General features: G+C 65.5%; 20 protein-coding genes. 8 read left to right on the forward strand and 12 right to left on the reverse strand.

Annotated elements, in window-relative coordinates; all coding sequences use genetic code 11:
- Positions 1-100 (forward strand): NAD(P)(+) transhydrogenase (Re/Si-specific) subunit beta (locus DWV00_RS30650; RefSeq protein ID WP_147298014.1); only part of this gene is annotated, 100 nt, incomplete at its 5' end.
- A 64-nt stretch (positions 101-164) separates the two neighbouring features.
- Here DWV00_RS30650 and DWV00_RS30655 read toward each other — a convergent pair.
- The 7 genes from DWV00_RS30655 to DWV00_RS30685 form a co-directional block, all read right to left on the reverse strand.
- On the reverse strand, positions 165-887 hold the full coding sequence (locus DWV00_RS30655; RefSeq protein WP_115537378.1) for a helix-turn-helix transcriptional regulator: 723 nt from the start codon (positions 885-887) through the stop codon (positions 165-167).
- A gap of 24 nt (positions 888-911) precedes the next feature.
- Positions 912-1,313 carry a VOC family protein gene (locus DWV00_RS30660; protein WP_115537379.1) on the reverse strand — a complete coding sequence of 134 codons (402 nt, stop codon included), beginning with the start codon at positions 1,311-1,313 and terminating at the stop codon, positions 912-914.
- Positions 1,314-1,578: 265 nt separating this feature from the next.
- Positions 1,579-2,892, reverse strand: a complete 1,314-nt coding sequence (locus tag DWV00_RS30665; RefSeq protein WP_115537380.1) for a THUMP domain-containing class I SAM-dependent RNA methyltransferase — start codon at positions 2,890-2,892, stop codon at positions 1,579-1,581.
- A gap of 57 nt (positions 2,893-2,949) precedes the next feature.
- On the reverse strand, positions 2,950-3,663 hold the full coding sequence (locus tag DWV00_RS30670) for a PqiC family protein (protein ID WP_115537381.1): 714 nt from the start codon (positions 3,661-3,663) through the stop codon (positions 2,950-2,952).
- Complete coding sequence (locus DWV00_RS30675) at positions 3,660-5,336, reverse strand: PqiB family protein (RefSeq protein ID WP_115537382.1); 1,677 nt, start codon at positions 5,334-5,336, stop codon at positions 3,660-3,662. Before DWV00_RS30675 ends, DWV00_RS30670 begins: the two co-directional genes overlap by 4 nt.
- On the reverse strand, positions 5,329-5,997 hold the full coding sequence (locus DWV00_RS30680) for a paraquat-inducible protein A (RefSeq protein ID WP_115537383.1): 669 nt from the start codon (positions 5,995-5,997) through the stop codon (positions 5,329-5,331). The genes DWV00_RS30675 and DWV00_RS30680 overlap by 8 nt, the downstream gene beginning before the upstream one ends.
- Positions 5,994-6,671 (reverse strand): paraquat-inducible protein A, encoded by a 678-nt coding sequence (locus DWV00_RS30685; RefSeq protein WP_115537384.1) that lies wholly within the window; start codon positions 6,669-6,671, stop codon positions 5,994-5,996. The genes DWV00_RS30680 and DWV00_RS30685 overlap by 4 nt, the downstream gene beginning before the upstream one ends.
- Before the next feature lie 276 nt (positions 6,672-6,947).
- Between DWV00_RS30685 and DWV00_RS30690 the strand changes: the two genes are divergently transcribed.
- The 4 genes from DWV00_RS30690 (at position 6,948) to DWV00_RS30705 (ending at position 10,381) form a co-directional block, all read left to right on the forward strand.
- Positions 6,948-7,553, forward strand: coding sequence for a cytochrome b (locus tag DWV00_RS30690; RefSeq protein ID WP_115537385.1), 606 nt, complete (start codon positions 6,948-6,950; stop codon positions 7,551-7,553).
- A 25-nt stretch (positions 7,554-7,578) separates the two neighbouring features.
- Positions 7,579-8,145, forward strand: a complete 567-nt coding sequence (locus DWV00_RS30695) for a YceI family protein (protein WP_115537450.1) — start codon at positions 7,579-7,581, stop codon at positions 8,143-8,145.
- A gap of 97 nt (positions 8,146-8,242) precedes the next feature.
- A complete protein-coding gene (locus DWV00_RS30700) occupies positions 8,243-8,827 on the forward strand; it encodes a YceI family protein (protein ID WP_115537451.1) in 585 nt (194 codons plus the stop codon).
- Positions 8,828-9,103: 276 nt separating this feature from the next.
- Positions 9,104-10,381, forward strand: coding sequence for an MFS transporter (locus DWV00_RS30705; protein ID WP_115537386.1), 1,278 nt, complete (start codon positions 9,104-9,106; stop codon positions 10,379-10,381).
- Between the two features lie 104 nt (positions 10,382-10,485).
- Here DWV00_RS30705 and secF read toward each other — a convergent pair whose 3' ends face one another.
- From secF to queA, 5 genes are all read right to left on the reverse strand, one after another.
- Entirely contained in the window at positions 10,486-11,436 is a 951-nt protein-coding gene (secF, locus tag DWV00_RS30710) for a protein translocase subunit SecF (protein ID WP_115537387.1), read from the reverse strand.
- Positions 11,437-11,464: 28 nt separating this feature from the next.
- Entirely contained in the window at positions 11,465-13,504 is a 2,040-nt protein-coding gene (secD, locus tag DWV00_RS30715; protein WP_115537388.1) for a protein translocase subunit SecD, read from the reverse strand.
- 119 nt (positions 13,505-13,623) lie between these two features.
- Positions 13,624-13,953, reverse strand: a complete 330-nt coding sequence (gene yajC, locus DWV00_RS30720) for a preprotein translocase subunit YajC (RefSeq protein ID WP_115537389.1) — start codon at positions 13,951-13,953, stop codon at positions 13,624-13,626.
- Positions 13,954-14,131: 178 nt separating this feature from the next.
- On the reverse strand, positions 14,132-15,316 hold the full coding sequence (gene tgt / locus DWV00_RS30725) for a tRNA guanosine(34) transglycosylase Tgt (protein WP_115537390.1): 1,185 nt from the start codon (positions 15,314-15,316) through the stop codon (positions 14,132-14,134).
- Positions 15,317-15,566: 250 nt separating this feature from the next.
- Positions 15,567-16,616 carry a tRNA preQ1(34) S-adenosylmethionine ribosyltransferase-isomerase QueA gene (queA, locus tag DWV00_RS30730; RefSeq protein ID WP_115537391.1) on the reverse strand — a complete coding sequence of 350 codons (1,050 nt, stop codon included), beginning with the start codon at positions 16,614-16,616 and terminating at the stop codon, positions 15,567-15,569.
- 135 nt (positions 16,617-16,751) lie between these two features.
- Between queA and recG the strand changes: the two genes are divergently transcribed.
- The 3 genes from recG (at position 16,752) to DWV00_RS30745 (ending at position 21,131) form a co-directional block, all read left to right on the forward strand.
- Positions 16,752-19,058 carry an ATP-dependent DNA helicase RecG gene (recG, locus tag DWV00_RS30735; RefSeq protein WP_115537392.1) on the forward strand — a complete coding sequence of 769 codons (2,307 nt, stop codon included), beginning with the start codon at positions 16,752-16,754 and terminating at the stop codon, positions 19,056-19,058.
- Positions 19,059-19,174: 116 nt separating this feature from the next.
- Positions 19,175-20,134: a LysR substrate-binding domain-containing protein gene (locus DWV00_RS30740; protein WP_115537393.1), complete on the forward strand. Its 960-nt coding sequence runs from the start codon at positions 19,175-19,177 to the stop codon at positions 20,132-20,134.
- 508 nt (positions 20,135-20,642) lie between these two features.
- Positions 20,643-21,131: a Dps family protein gene (locus DWV00_RS30745; protein ID WP_115537452.1), complete on the forward strand. Its 489-nt coding sequence runs from the start codon at positions 20,643-20,645 to the stop codon at positions 21,129-21,131.
- The last annotated feature ends 138 nt before the right edge of the window (positions 21,132-21,269 follow it).

Consider the following 21,269-nt stretch of genomic DNA (forward strand, 5'->3'; position numbering starts at 1 on the left):
TGCCGGGCTCGACAACGAACTGTTCTACATGGACAAGACGATGATGGTGTTCGGCGATGCGAAGAAAGTCATCGAGGATATGGTGAAGGCCGTCGAGTGATGTCTGTGTGCCGGCCGCTGATTATGCGGCGGCCGGCTTCCGTGTGAGTGAAAGCTGGGCCGTGCTACCGGCCCGCCGTGGAGCGCGGCGCGGACGATTTACGATCGGAGGGCGCTTCGACACGACGCAGGTAATCGGCGAGCCGCCGTCCTTCCATGTCGGGAAACGGTTCGTGCTCGGCGACGTTCGTCATGTTGGCGATGTCGAAGTTGCGGAAATCGCCGCGTAGCTCGCACCAGGCACCGACGGTCCAGCGCCCGCCCCAGTAGACGAGGCTCAGCGGCCAAATCCGCCGCTCCGTATGCGCCCCGAGCCGGTCGCGATACGCGAAACTGACGACATGCCGCGTATCCACCGCGCGGTGCAGCGTGTCAACTTTCTCCGAAAACGCTCGGTCGATGTGGAACGACGGCGCGAAGACGGCCAGACGTTCGAGCGTCGCGCGCTTGTCGGCCGGCATCGCCGAGGCCACTTTCGCCAACGCGCTGCGGGCGCCGCCGGCGAGTGCCGCACCGCCCCAGGTCTCGATCATTCTTGCGCCGGCCGCCAGCGCCGCCAACTCTTCAGCCGTGAACGTCAACGGCGGAAGGCTGGCCGAGCGGCTCAGCCGATATCCGATCCCGGCTTCACCCTCGATCGGCACGCCCGACAACTGTAAATCGCGCACGTCCCGATAGACGGTGCGCTGCGACACATGCAGCCACTCGGCCAACTGCTGCGCCGTCGTCAGGCGCCGGCCGCGCAGCAGTTCGGCGATTTGGAATAGGCGGTCGGCGCGTCGGGTCATGGTGCGGCCAGTGTATCAACGCGCTCAACGCAGATGGCGCGAATGCAGGCCGATACGGTTGCCTTCCGGGTCGATGAAGAACGCGATGTAGCCGATGTCGTTCGGCAGCTCGACGATCGAGCCGTCGAGCTTGCCGCCGGCCGGCGCCACCCGATCCAACGTGGCCTGCAGCGTCGGCTCGGCGGCGAGATAGACGGTCACGCCGTCGCCCGTCACCGACGGCCGCAGGTCGCGCGGATTGCCGACGATGGCGCCGCCCGTTGCTTCGTCTTCGTGCGAGAAGACGGCCATCGGCACGCCGCCGAAGACTTGGCGCTGCATCGGCTGATCGAGGGCGGCTTCGTAAAACCGCACGGCACGCTCGAAATTGATCGCGGGAATTTCGAACCAGGAAATGGTGCGCGTGGCAGTGGCAGTAGCAGTCATGACAGTCTCCGTCTAGGGTGGGAAGACAAGCTGGGCAAGGCGCCGGATAGCGCGTGAGACAGAGTTTGCGACAGCGCTGCTGACACCGTTCTGTCAGCAGCTTGTTCCCTTTTCGCGGGCACGGCCGGCCACGTGAAACCCAAGGGGCGGCGGCGATGGGCGCGCGCCGAAGCTCGGCCCGGAGCCGGACTCCCGGAACCAGGCTCCCGGGATGGCGTTTCCGGGACCGAGTTCCTGCGACGGAGCTTTTAGACGGAGGAGAGAATTAGGCCTGCGATTCCTGCGAGCCCGGCCGCGATTTCACGCTGCCCGCGACGAGATCGAAGCGGAACAGCCGGCATTCGAGCGCGCCGTTGAAAAGCGGCGTCTTGGTCGATTCGCGCAGCCGCATTTGCCCCGGCAGCGAACGGTCCGCCGTCAGCACGAATGCGCGCCAGCCGGCGAAGCGCTGCTTGAGCGCATCGCCGAAGGCGCGGAAGAATTCGCTGTCGGCGGCATCGGGCTGCGCGCGGCTGAACGCCTCGGCACCGTCCTCTCGGCTCGCGTGACGCGGCTCGCGCACCTCGCCGCGCGGGCCGCGGCCGCGCACGGCAATCCGCTCGCCGTAGGGCGGGTTCGCGATGATGATGCCCGGCTGCTCGAGCGGCGGGACGATTCCGCGCGCATCGAGCTGCTTGAGCCAGAGCGAAGGCACCCCCGCGCGCGCCAGGTTCGCGCGCGCCTTCTCGAGCATGTCGCCCGAGATATCGCTGCCGAAGATCGGCAGATCGGCCTTCTTGGCGCCGGCCTGGCGCTTGGCATCGAGCGCGGCGACCTTCATCGTCTGCCAGGTCGACACGTCGTATTGCTTGAGCTTCTCGAAGCCGAAGCGGCGTTCGACGCCGGGCGCGACGCCGAGCGCGATCTGCGCGGCTTCGGCGATGAACGTGCCGCTGCCGCACATCGGATCGTAAATGGGCGTGCCGGGCGCCCAGCCGGCCAGGCGCAGGATGCCCGCGGCGAGGTTCTCGCGCAGCGGCGCGGCGCCTTTGTCGAGCCGCCAGCCGCGCTTGAACAGCGGCTCTCCCGAGGTATCGAGGTAGAGCGTGCAGTTCGTCGCGGTCAGGAACGCGAATACGCGCACGTCGGGCTGTGCCGTGTCGATGCTCGGGCGCGCGCCGCTCACGCCGCGCAGCCGATCGCAAACGGCGTCCTTCACGCGCAGCGTGGCGAACTCCAGGCTGCGCAGCGGCGATTTGATCGCCGTGACGTCGACGCGCAGCGTTTCGTTCGCCGAAAACCAGCGCTCCCACTGCTGTTCGGCTGCCAGGGCGTAGATGTCCTGTTCGCTTCGGTAGGGACGTTCGGCGATCTTCAGCAGGACGCGGCTCGCGATGCGCGAGTGCAGATTCGCCGCCATGCCGGCAGCCCACCCGCCGCGAAAATGGACGCCGCCCGGTACCTGGGCGCCCGCTTCGAACGAGGGCGCGCCGGCCGCGCTCGGCAGGCGCTGCGCGATCTCGGCTAGCTCGGCGGCGAGCGGGGCTTCGAGCCCGCGCGGGCAAGGGGCGAAGAAGTCAAACGGCATGGGCGAAGGCATGGAGGAAAACCGAGCGTGCAAAGGCGTCATTGTACGCGGGTGCCGGGCCGGAGCCCGTCACGGTGCGTGGCCGTTTGCTGTGCTTTCCGTGCTGCCCGTGGTGCAATCGCCTGCATTGGCGCCGGGCGTCGGCGCGCGCGCGCCGGACGACATGGCGCGTACGACCGAGGCGATCGCATCGGACAGCGCGCCGACTGCGCGCCGATGTCCGTCCACGAGCGCGTCGTAGCCCGGCCCCACGGCTTCGGTTTCGACGCTCCGGCACGTCACCACGGTTTGCGTGCGCAGCGAATGCACGCTCCATACGGCATCGAGCACGGCGCGCGAACCCGGCCAGGATTCGAACCGGCCCACGTTCACGGCGATGCGGTAGACGGGCACGTTCTGCGGATGAGGCGAGCCGAAGACGTCGAACGTGCCGAGCTTGGCGGCCAGGTCGCTCGAGAGGGCCCGACGCAGTTCGTCGGCCGGCGGCGACGCCCAGCGCTCTTGTTCGAGCACCGTCACGCGCGTCGCGCTGTCGCGCACGACGAGCTGATTGCGGGCGACTTGCGTCGGCACGTCGACGGTCGGCACTTCGATCAGGAAGGGGGGCGTCGTTGCCTGGCCGGCGGCAGCCGCATGCTCGGTCGGGCTTTCGCCGCCGAGCGTATAGAAGCGGCTGGACGGCGTCGAGGCACATCCCGGCAAGAGGGCGGCGCCGAGCAGTGCGGCGCAGGCGGCAAACCCGGCTAGCGGGCGCCCGTAAAGGGTGAGTCGTTCACGCTTCATGGCTTTGACGAGTCCTTGTCCTTGGCTTTGCCGCGCAGCAGCGATTCGGGATGGCGCTCGAGGTAGTCGGCGAGTGCATTGAGCGTTTGCAGCGTCTGCGTGAGCTGGGTCAGTGCCTGATGCATGTCCGATTGCAGCGGCGAGTCTTGCTGCAGCGTCGATTGCGCCGCGCCGAACGTGCGCTGCGCGGCGGCCAGCGTATCGCGCGCCTGCGGTGCGAGTTGCGTATTCAGTTGCTTGAAGAGGCCGTTCGCGCTTTCGAGCGTGCCGTTCAGATTCTGGCTGATCTTGTCGAACGGAATCTGATCGACCTTGCGCGCGATGTCGGCCACCTGCACCTGCAGCTCTTCCAGCGTGTTCGGCACGGTTGGCAGCTCGAGCGGCGTATGGTTCACGTCGAACGAAACCGGCGCGGCTTTCGGGAACATGTCGAGCGCGACGTACAGCTGGCTCGTCAGCAAATTGCCCGTGCGCAGCTGGCCGCGCAGCCCGTGCGTGACGAGCGTGCGCAGCAGCTGTTTGCCCGCCGATTCGCCGCCTTGTTCGATCGATTCGCGGAACTTCCGGCCGAGACGATCGGGGTAGAGATTCATCGTGACCGGCATCGTGAAGTCGCGCGCCTTCGGGTCGTATTGAATGCCGATTTTGGTGACCTCGCCCAGTTCGATGCCTCGGAAATCGACGGTCGCACCGACGGACAGCCCGCGCAGCGACTGGTTGAAATTCATGACGACGGTGATCGGCGGGCCGTCGGGTGCGCGCATCGCGTCGCCCTCGTTCGCCGCCAGGTTGAAGACGGTGTTGTCCGCGGCTTCGGTGCCGACGGCTTCGCCGGGCGGCGATTGGAACGCGAGCCCGCCGATGATGACAGTCGCCAGCGACTGCGTGTTCAGCTTCAACCCGCCCGAGTCGATGCGCAGATCGACCCCGCTCGCATGCCACCAGCGCGAATTAAGGCCGACATACTGGTCGTACGGCGCATCGATGAAGACGTCGATCGACACGCCGGTGCCGTCGCGGTCGAGCGAGAAGCCGGTGACTTGTCCCACCTGCACGCGCCGGTAGTAAATCGGCGAACCGATGTCGATCGAGCCGAGCGAGGTGCCGTGCAGCGTGTAGCGCCGCCCCTTCTGATCGCCCGTGACGGCCGGCGGCTTCTCGAGTCCGACGAAATCGCTCTGCGAGTCGTGCGACCGGCCCGCGTCGACGCCGATGTACGAGCCCGAGAGGAGCGTGCCGAGCCCCGTGACGCCCGTCGTGCCGATGCGCGGACGCACGATCCAAAAGCGCGTGTCCTCGACGGCGAAATCGCTCGCTTCCTTCGTGAGCTGGACCGACACGATCACGCGCGAGTGATCGTGCGAGAGCCGGATCGTCTTCACCGAGCCGATGTCGACGTCCTTGTACTTGACCTTGGTCTTGCCGGGCTCGAGGCCCTCGGCCGTCGAGAAGCTGATCGTGATCAGCGGGCCGCGGTCGATGACGGATTTGGCGACGAGCGCGATGCCGACGAGCGCGGCAATGAGCGGCACGAGCCAGACCAGCGAGGGCAGCCAGCCCCCGCGATGCGTGGCGACGGGCTCGGGCAGGTCGGGCGGCAGCTCGGGGCCTCGCGGAGGGCCGCCGGCCGAGCCGCCGTTCGGGGAGGGGGGCTGTCCTTGCGGGCTAGTCATGGTCTCGTCCAGATGCAGAAGCGGAAGCGTTTCGGGTGCGGGTCTCCGCGCAGTCCCAGATGAGGCGCGGATCGAACTGAAGGGAGGCGAGCATCGTGAGCACGACGACGCAGGCGAATGCGAGCGCGCCCCAGCCCGCCGTGATGACGGCCAGGGACTTGAAGCGCACGAGCGCGACGGTCAGCGTCACGACGAACACGTCGAGCATCGACCACCTTCCGATGCGCTCGACGATGCGGTAAAGCTTGGTGCGCTCGAGCGGCCGCCAGTCGGAGCGCCGCTGCGTGGTCCAGGCGAGCAGGGCGAGCACGGTCAGCTTGAGCATCGGCACGAGGATGCTGGCGACGAACACGATCACGGCGAGCGGCCAGTCGCCCGACACCCAGAAATAGACGACGCCGCTCATGATCGTGTCGTCCTCGTTGCCGAACAGGGATGTGGTGTGGAGTACAGGCAGCAGGTTGGCCGGGATATAGAGAATCGCGGCGGCGATCAGGAGCGCCCACGTACGCGTCACGCTGTCGGGCTTGCGCAAATGGAGCGCCGCGTCGCAGCGTTCGCAGCGCTGCCGCGGCAAGGGGTTGCCCGCCGCGCGCGGCTGTACGTACCCGCAGGCATGGCAGCTGATCATGCCCGCGCGGGCGGCAGTCAGGTATCTCATCGGGTTGGGGTGCTGCCGCTCGAAGTGGGTGGGATCGATTGCCCGGTGCGCTCGCCGCGCGAGCGGCGCTGCGCAATCGCATCGGCCACATCCCAGAGGGCGCGCGGATCGAACAGGACGACGACCGCCAGCATCAGCGTCAGCGCGCCGAACGCGAACAGGGCCGCCTCGGGAATCACGCGCGCGAGGCTCGTCATTTTGACGATGGTGACGAGGATGCCCAGCATCAGCACTTCGATCATGCCCCAAGGCCGCACGAACTGGATCGCGCGGAGCACGAGATTGAAGCCGGGCGGCACGGTGCCGGCCCGGATCGGCACGAGCACGTAGAGCAGCGCGAGGAGCTCGATCAGCGGAAACAGGACGGTCGAGCAAAAGACGGCGATCGCGACGAGCTCCATCCCTTCGCTCCACAGCGCGACGAGCGCGCCGATCAGCGTCGTTTGCGACGTCACGCCGTTGACGTCGAGCTCGACGATGGGGAAGGCTTGCGCGATCAGAAACGTGAACAGCGCCCCGAGCGTGAGCGCGCTGATCCGCTCGAGCTGCACCGAGCTCGGACGGTAAAGCATCGCGCCGCACCGCGGACACTGTGCGCTGCCCTTCGCTGAATGGCGCGGTTTTCGCAACAGTGCATCGCAGTCGTGACATGCAATAAGGTCGTTTCCATTCATAGGCGTTGCGCGTCGACTCCGTGGGCCGGGGGATCCAAAGGGGGTGAACAATGACGGTTGACACCCCGCAAACCCGCGCCCATCTTACCAAAAGGGGTGCAATGCGCTTATCGGGAGATGCAGCCGAGCGTGCAGGCGAAGCGCCGAGCCGCCACCCGATGAGGCAACTTTCGCGCCACCTCGGGCAGCCTAGCCGACGGTGCAGGCGCTCCATGGCCGGCCGCATGAAAATACGGCTTGAGTTAGCATGGCGACGGTCCATTTTGGCAGCAGGCAATGACACACCGTAATTCGTTTTCCGCTTCCGACGAGGCTTATACCGCCACCGCGATCGGCCTGCATTGGCTGATTGCCGCCTTGATGGTTTGCGGCTTTTCGCTCGGCTGGGTCATGACGAGCATCCATGGCTTCACGCCGGCCAAGCTGCGCTACGTGTCGTGGCACAAGTGGATCGGCGTGACCGTGTTCGCGCTCGCGACGCTGCGCATCCTGTGGCGCGCCACGCACCGCGCGCCGCCGCTGCCGCCCGGCATGCCGGCGTGGCAGCGCGCCGGCGCGAATCTCGTGCACGTGCTCCTGTACGTGCTGATGATTGCGATTCCGATCACCGGGTATTTGTTCAGCTCGGCCTCGAACGTGCCCGTCGTCTACCTCGGCATCGTGCCGCTGCCGCGGCTGATCGCGCCGGACAAGGCGCTCAAGGCCGTGTTCGAGACAGCCCACCTCGTCCTCAATTGGAGCTTGGCCGCGCTCGTGCTGGCCCACGTGGGCGCGGCGCTCAAGCATCAGTGGATCGATCGCGACGGCTTGCTCGCCCGCATGATCCCATTCTTGAAGACGAAACAAAAAAAGCTCGATTTGCGTCAATTGCAAGAAAAATGAAAGGCATCAACTGACAAGGATGAAAATGAAAGCTTCGTTTTATCGCTATATGCTCGCCGCGTTCACGGCTGCGTCGATGGCTGCCTCGGGCATCGCCTTCGCGCAAGTCGACGCGGCGAAGAGCACCGTGACCGCCACGTCCAAGCAAATGAACGTGCCCGTCGAGGGCAAGTTCAAGAAATTCGACGCGAAGGTGAGCTTCGATCCGGCCAAGCCGTCCGCGGGCAGCGCGCAGCTGACCGTCGACGTCGGCAGCTACGACCTCGGAGACGACAGCTACAACGACCAGGTGCGCGGCAAGGAATGGTTCGACGCCAAGACCTTCCCGAAGGCCACGTTCGTTTCGTCGGCCATCGCGGCCGCGGGCGCGGGCAAGTACACGGTGACGGGCACGCTGACCATCAAAGGCAAATCGCAAAGCGTCTCGTTCCCGATGACGGTCGGTCAGCAAGGCGCGGAGCAGACGTTCGACGGCAGTTTGCCCATCAGCCGCCTGAAATTCGACATCGGCACCGGCGAATGGAAGGACACGTCGGAGGTCGCGGACGAAGTCACGATCAAATTCCATATCGTTGTACCGAAAAAGTCGTAGGCCCGGAGCGCCATCCCTGCCCAACGTTTCCGGCTTGCAATTCCATCGCTTAGATCGCCGCTCGCGCGTAGCGGCTTCCCATACGGAGCATCCTTTGTTGAACACTCGCACTCTCATCGCCGCCGCCGTTGCGGCCGCATCGATCGTCTCGCTGACGCCGGCATTCGCAGCGGACACGTATCAACTCGATCCGAATCACACGTACCCGAGCTTCGCGGCCGATCACTTCGGCGGCCTGTCGGTGTGGCGCGGCAAGTTCACGAAGACGACGGGCACCGTGACGCTCGATCGCGCGAACAAGACGGGGACGGTCGACGTCGAGATCGATCCGGCTTCGATCGATACCGGTAACGCGACGCTGAACTCGCATCTGCAAACGGCCGAGATGTTCGACGTCAGCAAGTACCCGACGGCAACCTACAAGGGTACGCAGGTCAAGTTCGACGGCGACAAGCCGGTCGAAGTGATCGGCACGCTGACGCTGCACGGCGTCACCAAGCCTGTCGATCTGAAGATCAAATCGTTCAAGTGCATGATGCACCCGATGCTCAAGCGTCAAGTGTGCGGCGTCGAGGCCGACGCCGACTTCAATCGCGACGAGTTCGGTCTCGATTTCGGCAAGGCTTACGGCTTCAGCATGGACACGAAGCTCGAGATTCAAGCCGAAGGCATCAAGCAGTAAGCGTTCAGTCGCCGCGGGCTGCCCCGAGCAGCCTCGTCGCGCGCACGCTCATGGAAAGCCGCCCGCGAGCGTTTCGCTTCGGGCGGTTTTTTGTCTCCCGAGAAGGTTCGCGTTGCATGCGACGTTTTAGCGGGCCATACTGGGCGCCGGCCGTCGCTGTCGTTCCGGCGGCACTTGGTTGCGCGCACATCCAATCCAAAAATCCCAAATGGGCGCTCGCGATGAACAGGCGCCTTCGTCGAGGATTTTCCCGGAAGACCACGACAGGAGACTGGCATGAGTGACACGTTGGCGGCAGCATCGATGACTTCCCGCGGCCATGTCTGGCGCGCCGTTCTGGCCACCTCGATCGGCAACGCGCTCGAGTGGTTCGATTTGGTCGTCTACGGCTTTTTCGCGGTCGTGATTTCCAAACTGTTCTTCCCGGCCGGCAACGACACCGTTTCGCTCCTGCTCGCGTTCGGTACGTTCGGCGTTTCGTTCTTCATGCGGCCGCTGGGCGCGATCGTGATCGGCGCTTATGCCGACCGCGTCGGCCGCAAGGCGGCGCTCACGCTCTCGATTCTGCTGATGATGTTCGGCACGGCCATCATCGTCGTGTTGCCGACCTACGGGACGATCGGCATCGCGGCGCCGCTGATTCTCGTTTTGGCGCGCTTGATGCAGGGCTTCTCGGCCGGCGGCGAGTTCGGCAGCGCCACGGCGTTTCTCGCCGAGCACGTGCCGCACCGGCGCGGCTTCTTCGCCAGCTGGCAGGTGGCGAGCCAAGGGCTCACGACCGTGCTCGCCGCCGTGTTCGGCACGGTGCTGACCGGTTCGCTTACCCACGAGCAACTGATGTCCTGGGGCTGGCGCGTGCCGTTCGCATTCGGTCTGCTGCTCGGGCCGATCGCGTATTACATTCGCTCGAGCGCCGACGAAACGCCTGAATTCCTGGCGGCGAAGACGACGGCTTCGCCGCTCCGCGACACGTTCGCGGATCACAAGGCGCGGCTCTTGATCGCGATCGGGATCGTCGTGCTCGGGACGGTCGCGACCTATCTCGTGCTGTTCATGCCAACCTACGGCGTGAAGCAATTGGGGCTGCCGCCGTCGGTGGCGTTCTCGGCCGTCGTGTTGACGGGCTTGATTCAGATGGTCGGGTCGCCGTTCGTCGGCCATCTTTCCGACAAGATCGGGCGCACGGGGATCATGTGTGCGTCGGCTGTGCTGATGCTGGTCCTGATTTACCCCGCCTTTTCCTGGCTCGCGCATGCGCCGAGCGCGGGTACGCTGATCGCCGTTCAAGTGGGGCTTGGCGTGCTCGTGACCGGCTATTTCGCGGCGCTGCCGGGCTTGCTCTCCGAAATCTTCCCGGTTCAGACGCGCACGACCGGTATGTCCCTCGCTTACAACATCGCCGTGACGATCTTCGGCGGGTTCGGACCGTTCATCATCGCGTGGCTCATTCGCGCGACGGGCGATAAGGTCGCGCCGAGCTTCTACATGATGTTCGCAGCGCTCGTCAGCTTGGCCGCGCTGATCGCCGCGCGCCGGCAGCTCGGCTTCAAGTAACGCAGCCGCGGCGACAAACGAAACGACAAACGAAAACGGCGCGCAGCGGAATCACCCGCATGCGCGCCGCTTTTCGAAGCGGAGCGACAACTAAAACGAACCGCTCAAACCTGTGCGCCCGCGTTCGGATCGCTCGGATCGTGTTTCGGCTTTTTCTCCTTGAGCAGATCTTCGCGCTTCACGCCGAGCCACATCGCCAGCGCCGCCGCGACGAACACCGACGAATAAATACCGAAGCAGATGCCGATCGTCAGCGCGAGCGCGAAGTAGTGCAGCGTCGGCCCGCCGAACAGGAACATCGACAGCACCATCATCTGCGTACAGCCGTGCGTGATGATCGTACGCGACATCGTGCTCGTGATCCCGTGGTTGATCACGTCGATCACCGACATCTTGCGTTCGCGGCGGAACGTCTCGCGAATCCGGTCGAAGATAACGACCGATTCGTTCACCGAGTAGCCGAGCACGGCCAGCACGGCCGCCAGCACTGACAGCGAGAACTCCCACTGGAAGAACGCGAAGAAGCCGAGAATGATCACGACGTCGTGCAAGTTCGCGATGATGCCGGCCACCGCGTATTTCCATTCGAAGCGGAACGACAGATAGATGACGATGCCCACGACGACGCAAGCGAGCGCGAGCAGGCCGTTCGTGGCCAATTCCTTGCCCACCTGAGGCCCGACGAACTCGACGCGCTGCAATTGGGCCTGAGCGTCTTGCTGCTTCAGGCCCGCCATGACTTGCTCGCTTTGCTGCGACGACGTGAGCCCTTGCTTCAGCGGCAAGCGGATCATCACGTCGCGCGAGGTGCCGAACGTCTGCACCTGCGCGTCGCCGTAGCCGAGCTTGTCGAGCGTGGTGCGCACGGGATCGAGCTGGACGGTCTGGGGATACTGCACTTCGATGACGGTGCCGCCCGTGAATTCCACCGACAGATGCAGCCCGCGATGGATCAAGAAGAACACCGCCGCGAGGAACGTCAAGAACGAGATCGCGTTGAAGATCAACGCGCGTTGCATGAACGGAATGTCTTTGCGGATGCGGAAAAATTCCATGGTCTGTCTCCGGGTTCTCGCGAACCGATTAGCGGGGGGCGCCCGGTTTGCGCGGCGCGTTGCCTTCGCTCGCGCGATTGCGCAGGACCGGCTTCGCGCCGCTACGGCTGCCCTTGCCCTTCGGTTGCGCGGCGACGGCCTTGGCCGCGCGCATCGTGTCCGTGTTCTCGTCGGTGTCGTTCGTGACTTGCGGGTAAGGCACGCCCTCGGCCGCGGCCGGCCGCCATACTTGGCCGATCGCGAGCGACTTGAGCTTCTTCTTGCCGCCGTACCACGCGTTGACGATCCCGCGCGAGAAGAACACGGCCGAGAACATCGACGTCAAGATGCCGATACAGTGGACGATCGCGAAGCCGCGGACCGGGCCCGAACCGAAGGCGAGCAGCGCCAGACCGGCGATCAGCGTCGTCACGTTCGAGTCGAGAATCGTCGCCCAGGCATGTGCATAGCCGTTCTGGATCGCGAGCTGCGGCGGCGCGCCGTGGCGCAGTTCTTCACGCACGCGCTCGTTGATCAGCACGTTCGAGTCGATCGCCATACCGAGCGCGAGCGCGATAGCGGCGATGCCGGGCAGCGTCAGCGTGGCCTGCAGCATCGACAGCACCGCGATCAGCAGCAGCAGGTTGACCGACAGGCCGATGACCGAGACGAGGCCGAACAGCATGTAGTAGAGGATCATGAACACGGTGATCCCGGCGAAGCCGTAGATGACCGAGTCGAAGCCCTTCTTGATGTTGTCGGCGCCGAGGCTCGGGCCGATCGTGCGCTCTTCGATGATGTCCATCGGCGCGGCGAGCGAACCCGCGCGCAGCAGCAGCGCGAGATCGGCCGCCGCTTGCGGCGTGGGCTGGCCCGTGATCTGGAAGCGATCGCCGAGTTCGGACTGGATCGTCGCGACCGTCAGCACCTGCCCCTTGCCCTTCTCGAACAGCACCATCGCCATCGGCTTGCCGATGTTGTCGCGCGAGACGATGGCCACGGCGTGGCCCGCCGACGAGTTCAAGCGAATATTGACGGACGGGCGCTGGTGTTCGTCGAAGCCGGCCGATGCATCGATGATGCTGTCGCCCGTGAAGATCACTTGCTTGCGCAGCAGCACCGGCGCCTGGTTGCCTTCGGTGAAGAGTTCGTCGCCGGGCGGGACCGCTTCGCCGGGTGCCGGATGCGTGTTGACCGGATCGGCCAAGCGCGCTTCGAGCGTGGCCGTGCGGCCGATGATTTCCTTCGCCTTCGCCGTGTCTTGCACGCCGGGCAGCTCGACGACGATGCGGTCGGCGCCTTGCTGCTGGATCACGGGCTCGGCTACGCCGAGTTCGTTCACGCGGTTGTGCAGCGTCTGGATGTTCTGCTTGACGGCCGCTTCCTCGACGGCGCTCAGCTGCGCGGGCGGGAAGGTGCCGACGACTTGCACGCCGCCGGCCGCCGCCGGGCGCGTGGCCCATTGCAGCTCGGTCACGCTGCGCGTCAGTTGCGTGCGCGCATTGTCGGCCGTCGCCTGATCGGCGAAATCGATCACGACCGATTGGCCGACGCGATTGACGCCGCCTTCGCGGATTTCGTTGTCGCGCAGGAACGTGCGCGCATCCGATGCGTCGGAGTCGAGGCGCTTGTTGAGCGCGCCCGCCATGTCGATCTGCATCAGGAAGTGGACGCCGCCGCGCAAGTCGAGGCCGAGATACATCGGCAGCGCGTGCAGGGCCGTGAGCCAGCGCGGCGACGCGCTTTCCAGGTTCAGCGCGACGACGTACTGCGGGTCGTTCGGATCGGGGTTCAGCGCCTTTTGCAGCAGGTCCTTCACGTGCAGCTGCGTATCGGTGTCCTTCACGCGGACGCGGATATTGGCGTTGGACGAAGCGTTGTCGAACGTGACGTCGTCAGGCTTGATCTGGTTCGAGGCGAGCGCGGACTCGACTTGCGAGAGCGTCGATTCGTCGAGCTTGACCGTTGCCTTGCCGCTGAGCACCTGCACGGCCGGCGCTTCGCCGTAAAAGTTGGGCAATGTGTACAGAAGGCCGATGGCGAGCGCCACGGCCATCACGACATATTTCCAAAGGGGGTAGCGATTCATGAGGGAGCCGAACGGGTGGGTTGGCGTGGGGGCGGTGCGGGGCTTTCGCCTGCCGGGCCGGCTTGGCGTCGCGCGTCAGGCGCGCCGCCTCGGGCCGGGCTCGGCAGGATAGGGCCGCATCAGAGCGATTTGATCGTGCCTTTCGGGAGAATCGTCGTGACCGAACCCTTTTGCACGGTGATTTCCGTGCCCGTGGCGATTTCGATACCGACGTAAGCGTCGCCGACCTTCGTGATCTTGCCGACCACGCCGCCGTTCGTCACGACTTCATCGCCCTTGGCCATCGCGGCAAGCATGTTGCGATGCTCCTTCTGACGCTTCATCTGCGGACGAATCATGATGAAATACAGCACCGCGAACATGAGAATGAGCGGCAAAAAGCTCATCAGATTCGACTCGGCGCCGCCGCCGGCTGCGCCTTGCGCGAGTGCGTTGGAAATCAGCGACACGTTGGTTTCTCCGTAAATAACGATCGTAAAGATCGTAAAGATCGCGGGCGATCGAAAAATAGCCGCGTATTTTACCACCGGCGCATGCCGCGCCGGCTGGGTGGTTTCCTCACCTGCCCGTTACCGCGCGCCGCCTCCCGCGCGGGCAGCGGCGAGGCCCGGTGTTCGCACGCGGCCGCTAGTCGACGCCGCGTGCGCGTTCGTCTCGAAAACGCAGACGAAATGCCTCGAACGTGCTCGTTTCGATGGCTTCGCGAATCTCGCTCATCAGTTCGAGGTAGTAATGCAGATTGTGGATGGTATTGAGTTGAGCGCCGAGAATCTCGCCCACTCGATGCAAATGGTGCAGGTAGCCGCGGGTGAAATTCCGGCAGGTGTAGCAGCCGCAGGTTTCGTCTAGCGGGCGCAGCGAATTCCTGTGCGTCGCGTTGCGGATCTTGAGGTCGCCGAAGCGCGTGAAGAGCCAGCCGTTGCGCGCGTTGCGCGTCGGCATGACGCAGTCGAACATGTCGATGCCCGAGGCCACGCCGGCCACCAGATCCTCGGGGGTGCCCACGCCCATCAGGTAATGCGGCTTGTCGGCCGGCAGCTTCGGGCCGATGTGCTCGAGCACGCGCATCATTTCCTCTTTCGGCTCGCCGACGGACAACCCGCCCACGGCCAGGCCGTGAAAGCCGATCTCGGCGAGGCCCGCCAGCGATTCGTCGCGCAGATCCTCGAACATGCCGCCTTGGACGATGCCGAACAGCGCGTTCGGATTGCCGAGCCGCTCGAATTCGTCGATCGAACGCTTGGCCCAGCGCATCGACATCCGCATCGAGGCGGCGGCGTCCTCGCGGGTCGTCGGCACGCCGTCGGTCGCGTACGGCGTGCATTCGTCGAATTGCATGACGATGTCCGAGTTCAGGACCTTTTGAATCTGCATCGACACTTCGGGCGAGAGGAACAGCTTGTCGCCGTTCACGGGCGAGGCGAACGTGACGCCGTCTTCCGTGATCTTGCGCAGATCGCCGAGCGAGAAGACTTGAAAGCCGCCCGAATCCGTGAGGATCGGCCGGCGCCAGCCCATGAAGCTGTGCAGCCCGCCGTGCGCGGCGACCGTCTCGAGCCCGGGGCGCAGCCAGAGGTGAAACGTGTTGCCGAGGATGATCTGGGCGTGAATCTCCTCGAGCTCGCGCGGCTGGATGGCCTTGACGGTGCCGTAGGTGCCGACCGGCATGAAGATCGGCGTTTCGACGACACCATGGTTCAGCGTCAAGCGGCCGCGGCGCGCGAGGCCGTCGGTCTTCAGCAATTCGAATTTGAGCCCGTCCAGACCCGGGACGGGCACGGACGAGTGATCGTGGGTATGACCTTCGGTCATCGATAAACTCCAAGCGCAACCGGGCTGCTCTGCATGAGACCAGAGTAAGCGCTAAAGCGCAAACTCTGGATCGCAAGTCCGGCGCAGGGGGGAAAGACACGCTTCCCAGGGTGACCGAGACGCGTGAATAAAAGCTAGGCGGTTCGACTACTTTGGCTATCCGCGCCGCCAATCCCTTCGTCGCGGAAGCAAGCTTCAAGACGCGCGAAGGGCCGACAACATAGGCGATCCGCCCGAACTCGGTTCAGTCCTAAGGCTCGACCTTCGTAAGCAGCATCGCGTCGCCATAGCTGAAGAAGCGATAGCGCGCTTCGATCGCATGCCGGTACGCCTCGCGGATCGTCTCGATGCCGGCGAACGCGCTGACGAGCATGAGCAGTGTCGACTTCGGCAGATGAAAATTCGTCACGAGCCGATCGACGACGCGGAAACGGTAGCCCGGCGTGATAAAGATGTCCGTCTCCGCCGAAGTGGCCGCCAGCGGCCGGCCCGCGGCCTCTGCATCGCGCGCTGCGGCTTCGAGCGCGCGCATCGACGTCGTGCCCACGGCAACGACGCGGCCCCCGCGCGCGCGCGTGGCGGCGATTTTATCGACGAGCGTTTGCGGCAGCTGGTACCACTCGCTGTGCATCTTATGCTCGGCGATGTTCTCGACGCGCACAGGCTGGAACGTGCCCGCGCCGACATGCAGCGTGAGCGTGGCGCGTTCGATGCCGCGCGCCTCGAGCCGCGCGAGCAGCGCCTCGTCGAAGTGCAGGCCCGCGGTGGGCGCGGCCACGGCGCCCGGGTTTTGCGCGAAAACGGTCTGGTAACGCGTTTCGTCGGACGCGTCGGCATCGTGCTCGATGTACGGCGGCAATGGCAGCCGGCCATGGCGCTCGATCAGCGTGAGGCAGTCGTCGGGAAAATGCAGCGTGTAGAACGGCTCGACGCGCTCGCCGACGGTCACGTCGAAGGCATCGGCCAGCCTCAAGGTCGTGCCCGGCGTGGGGCTTTTGCTCGCGCGGATCTGCGCGAGCGCGGTGCGCTCGCCCGTCAGCCGCTCGACGAGCACCTCGATCTTGCCGCCGCTCGCCTTTTGGCCGAAGAAGCGGGCCTTGAGCACTTTGGTATCGTTGAAGACGAGCAGATCGCCGGGCGCCAGGCACTCGGGCAGCTCGGCGAAGCGCCGATCGGCGAGGCGCGCGGGCGCGACGGCGGTGTCGACCTCGAGCAGGCGGCTCGCGCTGCGTTCGGGCAGCGCCGTTTGCGCGATCAGCTCGGGCGGTAGATTGAAATCGAAATCGGAAAGCGTGAACATGCTGCGTTGGTTGGCGGCGGGTGCGGCGCGACGGCCCGTGAGCCGCTATGATCGCGAAGCGCGATGCTCGTGCTTGATGCGGCCCCGCAGGCCTTTCGTTCTGAATAAACCGTTATTGTACTTGCCACCAGAGTAATGCCGTTGCCTCGATTGCGTCCGACCGATCCCGCCGACGATACGACGCCGCCCGCGCCCGCCGCGAAGCGGCGCCAAGCCGCGCCCGCCGACGCGCTCGCGCGCGATGCCGGCGGCACGCAACCCAAGGACGAGGACGACGTGCCGGTCGAACCCGCCGCCAGCGGCGCGGCGAAGAAGCGAACGAAGGCGGCGGCCGAAAAAGCGGCCGGCAAGGCAGCCGACAAATCCGCGGCCAAGCCCGCGAAGACCGCCGACAAGCTCGCCAAGCTCGGGCTCGCGCGCGACATCGATCTCGTCCTGCATCTGCCGATGCGGTACGAAGACGAAACGACGCTCACGCCGATCGGCGAGCTGTTGCCCGGCGAGACGGCGCAGACGGAAGGGCTCGTCGTCGATAACGAGATCGGCTACCGGCCGCGACGGCAGCTCGTCGTCAAGCTGCGCGACGCCGAAGGCGGCGAGCTCTCGCTGCGGTTTCTGAATTTCTACGGTTCGCAGGTCAAGCAAATGGCGCTCGGCGTGCGTCTGCGCGTGCGCGGCGACGTCCGCGGGGGCTTCTTCGGGCTCGAGATGGTCCACCCGGCCGTGCGCCCCGTCGAGGAAGACACGCCGCTGCCGCAGGCGCTGACGCCCGTCTATCCGAGCACGGCCGGCGTCTCGCAGGCGTATCTGCGCAAGGCCATCGACAATGCGCTCGCCCGCACGCCGCTGCCCGAGATCCTGCCCGAGCGCGTCGCCGAGCAGTATTGCCGGCCGCTCGAGATGCCGCCGCTCGCGCAGGCCGTGCGCGTGCTCCATCACCCGGGTGTGGGCGCCGACGAAACGGCATTGATCGACGGTACCCATCCGGCCTGGACGCGGATCAAGTTCGACGAACTGCTCGCGCAGCAGCTCTCGCTCAAGCGCGCGCACGAGGAGCGGCGCGCGCGCCTGGCGCCGTCGATGCCGCGCGGGGAGGGCGAGGCGATCGGGGAGACGCTCGTGGCGAAGCTCTCGGCCGCGCTGCCGTTCCAGCTGACGGGCGCGCAGACGCGCGTCGTCGCCGAGATCTCGGCCGATTTGAGCGCGCCGCATCCGATGCAGCGACTTTTGCAGGGCGACGTCGGCAGCGGCAAGACCGTCGTCGCCGCGCTTGCGGCCGCGCAAGCGATCGATTGCGGCTATCAGGCGGCGCTGATGGCGCCGACCGAAATCCTCGCCGAGCAGCATGCACGCAAGCTGCGCGGCTGGCTCGAGCCGCTCGGCGTCACCGTGGCCTGGCTCGCGGGCTCTCTGAAGGCGAAGGAAAAACGCGCGGCCGTCGAAGCGGCGGCTTCCGGCGCGGCGCAACTCGTCATCGGCACGCACGCGATCATCCAGGACACCGTGCAATTCGCGCGGCTAGGCCTCGTCATCGTCGACGAACAACATCGCTTCGGCGTCGCGCAGCGGCTCGCCCTGCGCGCCAAGGCCGACCGCACGGCCGAGGGCGGGGCGGCTTTCCAGCCGCATCAGCTGATGATGTCGGCGACGCCGATCCCTCGCACGCTCGCCATGACGTACTACGCCGATCTGGATGTCTCCACGGTCGACGAGCTACCCCCGGGGCGCACGCCGATCGTCACGAAACTGATCTCCGATGCGCGCCGCGACGAAGTGATCGCCCGCGTGCGCGACGCGGCGCTGAAGGGCAGGCAGGTGTATTGGGTGTGTCCGCTCATCGAGGAGAGCGAGACGTTGCAGCTGCAAACGGCGATCGAGACCTACGAAACGCTCGTGCTGGCGCTGCCCGAGTTGCGTGTCGGCCTCGTGCACGGACGGCTGCCGCCGGCCGAGAAGGCCGCGGTCATGGACGCATTCTCGCGCAACGACGTCCAGCTGCTCGTCGCGACGACGGTGATCGAGGTGGGCGTGGACGTGCCGAACGCATCGCTGATGGTGATCGAGCACGCGGAGCGCTTCGGCCTGGCCCAATTGCACCAGCTTCGCGGACGCGTGGGGCGCGGCAGCGCGGCTTCGATCTGCGTGCTGCTCTACAGCAACCCGCTGTCGCTGACGGCGCGCGAGCGGCTGAAGACGATGCGCGAGACGACGGACGGCTTCGAGATCGCCCGGCGCGACCTGGAGATCCGCGGCCCCGGCGAGTTCCTCGGCGCGCGCCAGTCGGGCGCGGCGATGCTGCGCTTCGCCAGTCTCGAGAACGACGCCTGGCTCATCGAGCCGGCGCGCGAAGCCGCGGCGCGGCTCATCGCGGAGTACCCCGAAGTCGTCCTGCAGCACCTGGCGCGCTGGCTCGGGGGGCGCGAACAATTTTTGAAGGCGTGAAAACGGGGACATGCCTGCCGCCCCCGTGCGGCCGAGGACACGTTGCCTGTTGGCTAATCGCCATCTCGGGTGTATAAGATAAACCTATCGATTCCAACGCCCTGATTGGTCCCCCAATGACGCTCACTGAACTGAAATACATCGTGGCGGTGGCGCGCGAGCGGCATTTCGGCCGTGCCGCCGAGGCGTGCTTCGTCAGCCAGCCCACCTTGTCGGTCGCGATCAAGAAGCTGGAAGACGAGCTCAACGTCCAGATCTTCGAGCGCGGCACGAGCGAGGTCAGCGTGACGCCGATCGGCGAGCAGATCGTCACGCAGGCGCAGCGCGTGCTCGAACAGACGCTCGCCATCAAGGAAATCGCGAAGCAGGGCAAGGACCCGCTCGTCGGGCCGCTGCGTCTCGGCGTCATCTATACGATCGGCCCGTATCTGCTGCCCACGCTCGTCAAGCAGATGATCAAGGGCGTGCCGCAGATGCCGCTGATGCTGCAGGAAAACTACACGCTCAAGCTGATCGAGCTGCTCAAGCAAGGCGAGATCGACGTCGCGATCATGGCGTTGCCGTTTCCCGAAACGGGCCTCATGGTGCGCCCTCTGTACGACGAGCCGTTCGTCGTCGCGTTGCCGGCGGGGCATGCGTGGGAGGCGCGCAAGAAGATCGATGCGAACGACTTGAAGCAGGAAACGATGCTGCTGCTCGGCAACGGCCATTGCTTCCGCGACCACGTGCTCGGCGTCTGCCCCGAGCTCATGCGTTTTTCGCAGACGGCGGACGGCATCCAGAAGACATTCGAAGGCTCGTCGCTCGAAACGATTCGCCATATGGTCGCAAGCGGCGTGGGCATCACGGTGCTGCCGCGCATGTCGGTGCCCGAGGTCAGGGCGCACGCCGGCGGGCCCGACGCGGGGCTGCTGAGCTACGTGCCGTTCGACGAGCCCGTGCCTGACCGCCGCGTCGTGCTCGCTTGGCGCAAGAGCTTTACGCGGATGCCGGCCATCGACGCCATCAGCGAAGCCATCTCGTCGTGCGTGCTGCCCGGTGTCAGCAAGCTCGATATGCCCGCCGTCATGAACTGATACCGATACTGCGGTTACTGTGCAGTGGCGGGTCGGCACGGCGTCCACCGCGTACCATGGCTTGCCGGTCGCAACCGGCATTGCGGTAAAGCTATCGAATAGATAAAAACAATCAAATTTATATTTTTGATAGTTTTTGTATTATTGGCTCCATGGATCGCCGTTCCCGGCGTTCACCGCAAACATGGAGGAAGTCATGTCGAAACTCATCGCTCGTGTCGTTTCTTCGTCGGCACGATCGCGTGCCGCGTTTTTTGCTCTGCTTGCCGACCGCGCGCTCGCCGCGTGAGCGATTCGTTTTCGCTCACCGCGCCGGCTTGGCCGCTTGGCTCCCCGCCCGGGCCATGCCGATGCGACGGCACGCATGTGGCACCGTTTCACTGGCCTGGGCTACACTGGCGTTCGTCCGTTCCACACTGAATTGCGCCGGCAGTGCGCGCTCGATCTCGATCGTCCGATCGCCGCCGACAGGTTCGGCCGTTTCGCTTCATCCTCGGAAGGAATCGCTATGGCAAAGAAAAACCCCGCAGTGCAAATCGACATCGGCATCAACGACAAAGACCGCAAGAAAATCGCGGACGGCCTGTCGCGTCTGCTTGCCGATACCTACACGCTTTATCTGAAGACCCACAACTTCCACTGGAACGTGACGGGCCCGATGTTCAACACGCTGCACCTGATGTTCGAAGGCCAGTACAACGAACTCGCGCTGGCAGTCGATGCCATCGCCGAACGCATTCGTGCGCTGGGCGTGCATGCGCCGGGCAGCTACAAGGACTTCGCCAAGCTCTCGTCAATTCCCGAGGCCGACGGCGTGCCCGCGGCGGAAGAGATGATTCGCCAGCTCGTGCAAGGCCAAGAGGCCGTTGCGCGGACGGCGCGCGAGGTCTTCACGGCCGCCGATGCCGCCAACGATCAGCCGACGGCCGATCTGCTGACGCAGCGCCTGCAAACGCACGAAAAGACGGCTTGGATGCTGCGTTCGATGCTCGCTTGATGAATCGCTTATCGCTTGATGCCGGCATGACGTAGTTGCCGCATCGTGCGCGCGCCGCGGCAGGGCTGCCGCGGCGCGCCATGACGAGGGCCTCTCCAAGGCAGGCCGCCTGATCGGGCGGCCCGTTGTCGGGGAGGC

This window comes from Trinickia dinghuensis, assembly GCF_003367175.1.
Lineage (GTDB): Bacteria > Pseudomonadota > Gammaproteobacteria > Burkholderiales > Burkholderiaceae > Trinickia > Trinickia dinghuensis.